The 7,920-nt window shown below is 70.9% G+C and carries 7 protein-coding genes and 1 pseudogene; 4 read left to right on the top strand and 4 right to left on the bottom strand.

Translation table 11 applies throughout. The features are described from left to right. Window positions 1-31: 31 nt before the first annotated feature. A pseudogene (locus tag ACVCAH_RS33065) lies at window positions 32-948 on the bottom strand (hypothetical protein). 2 nt (window positions 949-950) lie between these two features. Further along, complete coding sequence (locus tag ACVCAH_RS33070) at window positions 951-1,349, bottom strand: pilin (RefSeq protein WP_447140168.1); 399 nt, start codon at window positions 1,347-1,349, stop codon at window positions 951-953. A gap of 1,020 nt (window positions 1,350-2,369) precedes the next feature. On the opposite strand from ACVCAH_RS33070, the gene ACVCAH_RS33075 reads away from it, so the two are divergent. Then, complete coding sequence (locus ACVCAH_RS33075) at window positions 2,370-3,245, top strand: hypothetical protein (RefSeq protein WP_447140169.1); 876 nt, start codon at window positions 2,370-2,372, stop codon at window positions 3,243-3,245. 194 nt (window positions 3,246-3,439) lie between these two features. On the opposite strand, the gene ACVCAH_RS33080 is transcribed toward ACVCAH_RS33075, so the two are convergent. Continuing rightward, window positions 3,440-3,778, bottom strand: a complete 339-nt coding sequence (locus ACVCAH_RS33080; protein WP_447140170.1) for a hypothetical protein — start codon at window positions 3,776-3,778, stop codon at window positions 3,440-3,442. A gap of 84 nt (window positions 3,779-3,862) precedes the next feature. Between ACVCAH_RS33080 and ACVCAH_RS33085 the strand changes: the two genes are divergently transcribed. The 3 genes from ACVCAH_RS33085 to ACVCAH_RS33095 all read left to right on the top strand — a co-directional run bounded on the left by ACVCAH_RS33085 (window position 3,863) and on the right by ACVCAH_RS33095 (window position 6,997). Further along, window positions 3,863-4,318: a GNAT family N-acetyltransferase gene (locus ACVCAH_RS33085; RefSeq protein WP_447140171.1), complete on the top strand. Its 456-nt coding sequence runs from the start codon at window positions 3,863-3,865 to the stop codon at window positions 4,316-4,318. 800 nt (window positions 4,319-5,118) lie between these two features. Next, window positions 5,119-6,021, top strand: a complete 903-nt coding sequence (locus ACVCAH_RS33090) for a hypothetical protein (RefSeq protein WP_447140172.1) — start codon at window positions 5,119-5,121, stop codon at window positions 6,019-6,021. Window positions 6,022-6,064: 43 nt separating this feature from the next. Then, window positions 6,065-6,997 carry a TRM11 family SAM-dependent methyltransferase gene (locus ACVCAH_RS33095; protein ID WP_447140177.1) on the top strand — a complete coding sequence of 311 codons (933 nt, stop codon included), beginning with the start codon at window positions 6,065-6,067 and terminating at the stop codon, window positions 6,995-6,997. Here ACVCAH_RS33095 and ACVCAH_RS33100 read toward each other — a convergent pair. Beyond that, window positions 6,976-7,701 carry an aldo/keto reductase gene (locus ACVCAH_RS33100; protein WP_447140173.1) on the bottom strand — a complete coding sequence of 242 codons (726 nt, stop codon included), beginning with the start codon at window positions 7,699-7,701 and terminating at the stop codon, window positions 6,976-6,978. The two genes, ACVCAH_RS33095 and ACVCAH_RS33100, sit on opposite strands and share 22 nt — an antisense overlap. Window positions 7,702-7,920 lie beyond the last annotated feature (219 nt).

The raw sequence follows: 7,920 nt of genomic DNA on the forward strand, positions 1-7,920 counted from the left end.
CGCCCAGGCTGGGTGTTCGGGTCGTGGCGGTTCATCGGCCCACCGCCCGAAGCCCTCGACCGAGGCCGGGCATCGACCGGGTGACCTGCTGCACGATGATCACCCGCACCGCCGCGCCCAGGACACTGGCACCCCGACTGGTGCCGGTGGAGACGAAGCGGCGCATCAGGGCGGGCACCCGCAGCGTGGTCCACAGCATGACCATCACGACGAACAGGTTCAGCACCCCGCCCGGATCGGCCGGCAACCCGAGCACGGGCAGCAGGTGCGCCGGATCGGTGAGCATCCACTGCCCGGCGTAGAGGGTGAAGCCCTGCACCACCGGCACCGCGAGGATCCCGGCGTAGGAGCGCCACCACAACCGCGCCACCGGGTCCGTCTGCGGCAGCGCGTGACAGGCCAGAGCCAGGGGCGCGATCGCGGTCAGCACGAGGACGACGGCGAAGCGGACGAGCACGCTGAACGCGGTCGCCGCGAGCAGCACCGCGATGATCGCCACGCAGACGACGAACAGCAGGATCGCAGTCTTGTCCTGCCCGACCGCGATGTGGGTCTTGATCGCCCGCAGCGCCCCGTCGCTGTCGCCGTCGGCCGTGGTCAGGGCGGCGGTGAGGGCGTTGGCGAGGTCGATGAGCATGCCGCACCAAAGCTGCGAGAAGTGGGCGGCGACGAACCCGACGATCAGTCGGGGGATGAGGTCCTTGACGGTGTAGCGGGACCGCTCGTCTGCGCGGCGGTCATGGTGAGCACGCCGGCGGCGACGAACGCCAGGACGAAGACGGTGTCGACGACCAGCACCGAACGGCCGGTCAACGCCTGCACCTGCGGCAGGGCGGTGACGTTCGGGGTGATCAGCAGCGCGCTGCTGATCACCCCGAACAGCGCGTCCAAGGCCGCGAGGATCGCCGACGCCAGCCAGTCGAGGATCTGGTCGAAAAGCCAACCCATGGTCAACCCCCGACGATGCCTTGGACGATGTCCAGCAACACCGGAGCCAGGACGGCCAGGCCGTATCCGACCAGGGCGTTCTTCAGCGCACCCTTGGCCTTGTCGACTTGCGCCGGGTCGCCGCCCGCGGTGGCCCAGTACACGCCGGCGAGAACGAGGAACAGGGTCGCCAAGGCGGCGAGGATGCCCATCAGCCACGTCTGCAGGTTGCCGATCACCACCGGCAGCGAGTTCGCCGCCAGGCCCGGTGCGCCGGGAGCGGCGTACGCGGCGGCGGGCACCAAGAGGAACAGGGCGACCTGCACCGCCACGGCGGCGGTACGGCCGACACGACGGGCCGTGCGGCAGCGGGTACGGGCACGCGGACGTGCCGGGATACGAGGGACGCAGTTGCGGGACATGGAGCGGTTCACCTCCGGCCCCAGCCGAGCGGGCGGGGCATAGCGCGGTCAGGGAACCGCCGCCGAGCGCGGGAGCAGACGGGTCACGAGCCGCACCGTCCTCGGGAGGAGCGTCTCCTCCTTACCGGGTAGCGGTGTGTTCGATGAGGTGTCAGCGCACCAAGCACTGCGCGGCACCCGAGGCGATGCGGCTCGCAACGGCCCGCGTTCCCCGGGCCCGGCGGCGGGCGGAACCCCTTCGAGCGCCGGGTGGCGCCGCGAAGAGTCCCGCACCCTCAAACCGGCGTTTGTGTGCTCTGGCGAACGCCCCCCGTTCTCACAACCAGTCACGGGCACTCACAGCGCGTGGAATTGGGCACACAGCCCCGACCTCCCGAGACACACCCCCAACGGCCGTTGGTAGCGCTCGCGCCGCCGGACACCGCATGCGGCGGAGGTGAGCGACGAACCTCGTCGGCCGTCACTGTCAGACACGCGGCATCGTGGACAGCGACGGTGGCGGCGACGCCCGTCGCTGTCATGACGCGGGATAGCCGGATGTCAACGCCCGTGGTGTCGTCCCCACCGGTGACATGACACTCGATCTTGACATCGGCGGCTGGTGTCATGACCTCCCAAGGCGCGGGTGACATCGCCCGGTCGGCGTGACACCCGGCTACCTAATGCACAGGCGTACGGCGATCTCATAGAGGGTCGGGCAGGTGCCACTGTGAGTCGCTGTGATCGGCTGTGTGCGAGCAGGCCGCCAACGCCGATGACGCGGTCGCTGACAGGCCAGCCCAGGTGGTGACACCGCCGGTCGGCGTATCAATACGCAGCTCAACGGCACTCTCACCCACTCCTGCCACCTGCAGAGATCGATGTTTAAGAGCGGATGTCAGTCGCGGTGTCATGACAGGCGCAACCGTGTCATCTGAGGCCCGGCCTGCGCTGTGGGGGCGCTGTGTGCTCGTCATGGGGTAATCGGCGCCGCTGTGACACACGTGCGGCATCAGCATTCTCTGGCATGGGAGTGGTGACATGAGCATGTCCGACACCGAATGGCCCGCCTCCCCACTGGCCGCCGCCGACGCCGCGTTCGCGGTGCTGACATGCGAGCCGGCCCCGTTGACACTCGACCCGGACACCGTCGCCCCGGGCGTCGGCCTGCCGCCGGGTGTCGTGACACTGCCAGCGATGCGGGACTGGCTCCTGAGGCATCCGCGGGCCCACGCGGCGCGGGACGCGGTGTGGCGGGAACTGGTCCGCCGCGCTCGTCTCGCCGGGTCGGCGTGGGTCATCGCCGCGGTCGGGATGGCCATGCCCGCACTGCGCCGCTACGCGGGACAGCTGTCCACTGGCTACACCGGCGATCCCAGCGACATCGACGCGGAGATCCTCACCGGTTTCCTCACCGCGCTGCAGGACCGGGTGGACCTGGCCCGCGACGCCCCGTACGCCTCACTGTGCCTTGCGGCGTGGCGCGCCGGCCGCGACCTTCGCCGGCAGGCCCAGGAGTACACGACGGTCGACGATATCGAGCATGTCACCGGTCCGCGCACCCCGAAAGTGCCCTACGGGCATCCCGACCTGCTCGTACGCCGCGCGGTCCGCGTCGGCATCCTCAGCCCTGAAGACGAGCAGCCCTACATCGACGTGCGGCTCGGACGCCGGGCGATCGAGCCGATTGCCGCCCGCCTCGGCATCACCGTCGACGCCCTGCGCATGCGGCTGGGCCGCATCGACACCCGCATCACCGACGCACTCGCCAACGGTCTGCTCACCGGGATCGCCTCCCCGCAAGCCGCCAAGCAGCAGGCGGCGACGGCCGAGCATCGTGCCGCCACCCGCGCCGGCCGGGCCGCCGCGAACCGCCGTGCCGCGCACCCCAGCCCCGTATCGGCAGCAGCCGCCTAAGACCGTGTGTCAGTTGGGGTTGTTGCTGGTCAACAGGTTGAGTCGGTCGGCGCGGCGGTAGCAGATCAGAGCACAGGCAGGCGCAGGAATCCGAGGAAGTGGGAAGCCTTGCGCTCGTAGCGGCGAGACCGTCCTTCCCGGCGAACTCGGCGTCGCCGGGTGCCTTCCGCCTCTGACGGTCCGCCTCGCTCGTGTCAGAGGCAGACCGTGACGGTCACTCGGCCCTTGGCGTCGCGGTGGGCCAGGCCGTGGCCGGGGCGGTCGACGCCGTCCAGCTGGACGGTGAGCGGGGCGCCGTCGCCGGTGAAGTTGCGCCACCAGCCCTTGGCGTCGGGGAAGCGTACGCCGATCCTGACGACGTCGCCCGCCCGGCGGTAGCCGACCGGGATGCTGAACGTCGTGCCGGAGCGCCGCCCGATGTGGGTGACGACGGTGAGGCTGCGGCTGACCGCCTTCCCGAACCGGGGCGACGACCGCAGGCCGAGGACGCAGGCGTTGAATCGGCCGACGGCACGACGGGTACGTGTTCGCATGCGCGTAACGCTAGGGTCGCCGTGGACCGGCGGCCCCGAACTGAGAGTGCGCGCGGGTGCTTTTGACTCGGTAGGTTGTCGGTCGTGACGGACGTACGGCTGGAGCCGATGACCGAGGATCAGTACAAGCCGTGGCGGGCCGAGGCCGAGGCGCACTACGCGCAGAGCGTCGCCGCGTCGGGCCAGTCGGCGCAGGACGCGGCCCGCACCGCCGCCGACACCTACGCGCAGCTGCTTCCCGACGAGTCCGCCACCCCTGACCACCATTTCTGGTACGCCTACGACGGCGACCGCCGGGTCGGTTTTCTCTGGGTCAAAGTCACCCACGACACCGCGTTCGTCTACAACGTCGCCGTCGAACCCGACGTACGCCGCCAGGGCTACGGCCGCGCGATCATGCTGGCCGCCGAGCGCTGGTGCCACGACAACGCGCTGACCAGAATCGGTCTGCACGTCTTCGCCCACAACACCGGCGCCCGGGCCCTCTACGAGCAGCTGGGCTTCACCGAGACCGGCCGCAACATGGCCAAAGACCTGTGACCGCGATTCGCCCGACCGCCCGGCTTCTCGACCTCCTGCGACCCGTCGGAGGTGCTGATTCTCGGTAGTGGACTCGTGCAGCTCCGAGGTCGTCTCCGTCACGAAACGGCCGGTGCTGTCGCTGCGGTGCACCTCGCGGTCGCCCGCGCTCCCGTCGACGTGCTCGGTCGTGGTGTCTCGGGGGTCGCGCTCGGCCGTGCTCTCCTTGACGAACTGCCCGCTGCGCGTACTCCGGTTGACGTCGCGTTCCATGACCTCCCTGTCTCGGCTGCGTCGTACTCCTTAAGCCGCCCGGCCGGCGGCACAACCGTCCCGCACAGCGCGGACAGCTCGACAACCAGGCACAACCAGCACGGCGCCTCAACGTTCGACGGCTCAGGTGAGGGCGCCGCCACCTGTTCCCGCAAAACCCTCCGCCAGGGCGACCTGGCCCGCGCCACAGCCGCGCCACAGCCGGATGTGCTGCAGCCCGCCAGATCCCGCGCATGCCCATCAGGCCCCGGTGAGCCAGAGGCTCACCGGGGCCGGCGGGTCTGTTGCTGGCAACACCTACGAGTGGGGTCGCGACTCACAGGGACCCACAGGGCGCTCGCCACGCGGTGAGCTCGTCCGTTCCATAACTCTGTGAACTCCCGCGAGCCGCTGGCCAGGTCCCTCGGCCCCGCATCGCTGCACTGCCTCTGACCTGCCCCGTAAGCGATGGTGAGCGGCTGTGAGAGACAGGGGGCGTTCGCCAGAGCACACAAACGCCGGTTTGAGGGTGTCAGCGCACTGTCCGCGCGGCGCGGAGCCGACACCACATGAGCGAGCACACGCCGCAGCATCACGACGCTGCCCACTTCGTCGACCCGGCTGTGGTCGACCCGACCCTGATCGACCTGGTGGCCGGGGACCCGCCGGTCCCCATCACGGTGTGGCGCACCGCCCGCACCGAAACCGACATCGGCCGCAGCATCGGCGCGCGGTTGGCCTACCGGCTCGTGGCCGCCTACAGCCGGCCCGGCGAGGCCGTCATCGACCTGACCGACGGTCACGCCCTGACCGCCACGTGCACGGCCGGCGGGCGCCGGCACCACCCCGGCTGGTTCACCGACGCCTCCAGCCTGATCATCGGCCCGGCCACTCCGCCGACCCGCACGGAAGCGGCCGGTCCGGCCGACGACGGCGACCCGCCGGAGCTGGGCGTCTGGTTCGGCGACGACCTCACCGATGCCGAGCCTCCCCCTACCGGCGAACCGGGCACCCCGCCGCCCCACGGCACCTCGCTGCAAGGGAACACCACCCTCGTGGTGGCCTGCTGGCCACTGGACCCCGCCGACCCCACGAACCGGGTGCGCCTGGCGTGGCTGCTGACCGCGTGCGCGCGGCTATTGCGTCCCGGCGGCTGCCTCGTCCTCGTCGTCACCGTCCCCACCGCCACGACCGACGCGCCGGAGGACTTCACCCCGGTGGCCACCGCAGCGGCCACGGTCGGCCTGGTCTACCTGCAGCACATCGTCGCCGTAGCCGCGGACACCGCGGGTGACGCGTTCGTCTACCACATCACCGACGCCGAACTGCGCACCCTCGCCCAGCAGGCCGGCGAGCAGCAGCGGGGGGTGGCGCACCTGCGGGTGCACGCCGACCTGCTCGTGTTCAGCCAGCACCAGGCGCCGGATCGGCCGCAGAGTCCACGGCGACCAGGAGGCGGTCGGCGTGGCTGAGCACATTCCTGTCCCTGACGAGCCGAACCAGTCGCGCACCGGCATGGCCGGCGACGCATACCTCGGTCGCCACCGCGCCTACGACGGCCGCCACCGGGCCGAGCCGGGCCCCGACGGGCTGTCGGTATGGGCCACCGCTCAGCGCACCGGACCCGTTCAGCGGCGTGGCCGGTACGTGCCCGAGTCGGTCAAGCACCCGGCCCGCATGCTGCCGGCCATCGCCGCCCACGCCGTACACGCCTACACCGAGCCAGGGGACCTGGTGCTGGACCCGATGTGCGGCATCGGCACCACCCTCGTCGAAGCCGTCCACGCCAACCGCGACGCCATCGGAGTGGAGTACGAGTCGCGGTGGTCGAACATCGCCGATGCCAACATCACCCACGCCCACTCCCAGGGCGCCACCGGCAGGGCAGCGGTGATCCGCGGCGACGCCACCCGAATCCTGTCCCTCGTCCCCGCCGCCCTCACCGCCCAGGTCGCCCTCGTGGTCACCTCACCGCCGTACGGACCCACCGTCCACGGCCTCGTCCGGCCCGGCGCCGACGGGGTGGCGAAGTTCGACAACGCCTACAACGACGGCACCGACCGGGGCAATCTCGCCTACCGCGACCTCACCGGCCTCACCGACGGGTTCGAACAGATCCTGCGCGGCTGTGCCACGCTGCTTCGCCCGGGCGGCACCGTGGTGGTCACCGCCCGACCCTGGCGAAAGAACGGCCAACTCGTCGACCTGCCCTCGGCGGTCATCGCCGCCGGCGTCCGCGCCGGCCTGATACCCACTGAGCGGTGCGTCGCCCTCCTGGCGGCGGTCCGTGACGGGCACCTCGTAGCCCGCCCATCATTCTTCCAGCTTCAGGCCGTCCGGAAGGCCCGTGTCGCTGGCACCCCGCTGCACCTCATCGCGCACGAGGACGTGCTGATCCTCCGCAAGCCGGAACCGGCCGCCTCCGGTCAGGAGGAGGGCCGCGAATGACAGACGTTGTGCATTGCCTCGGGGCCGGGTTTGCTGCAGGTCGGGGGTGGCGTGAGTGACCACCGCCCGGGCTGGCGCCCGGACCGCGCATCGGATCGCTGTGTACCGGGTACGGCGGGCTGGACCTGGCCGTCGAGCTGATGCTCGGCGGCCGGTTCACCTGGTACGCCGAAACCGACCGGCACGCCTGCACTGTCCCGACCCACCGCTGGCCCGACTGCCCGTAGCGCCTGGGGCGTGGTGTTGGCGGCGGAAACCGCCGGCATGGTCGTGGGCGGGATGATCGCCCTGCAGGATCCGGGTTCGCCGGGCTGCTGCTCGGGGGGGCCTGCATGTTCGCCGAGTCGTTCCTGCTGTTGGGGCCGGCCCTGGCGCCCACCATCGTCGAGCTGTTGTCGGCTGGAGTGGCGTTCGGCATCGCCGTCGAACAGTTCGCGGTGGCCTGGCACACGTCGATCGCGCAGCACATCCCGGCCGACCGACTGGCGGCGGCCGCGCAGGGCCTTGCCCACGATCCGTTCGGTCTCGCCGTCGCCGCCGTAGACGTCGGCGGTGTCGATGGCCTTGATACTGGCGTCGAGGGCCTGGTGGATGATTCGGATGCAGTCGTCGTAGTCGGGGTTGTCGTTCGGGACGAACATCATGGTGCCCAGGCAGTGAGGGCTGACCTGGATGCCGGTGCGGCCCAGGGGACGCCTACGCATGAATGGCTCCTTCTCAAGGCCGGGGGATCTGGCAACGGGACGAGGCCGCCGGGCTGGGCGCCGCCTCGTCCCGTTACCAGAGGGCGAGGATCAGGCGTTGGCGTACTGGGCGGCGACGTCGAGGATCCATGTGATGCCGAACCGGTCGGTCAGCATCCCGAACGCCGGCGCCCACTGCACCGGGCCGTACGCCTCGACGACGGTGGCGCCATCGGCCAG

Source organism: Micromonospora sp. LZ34 (assembly GCF_052981855.1).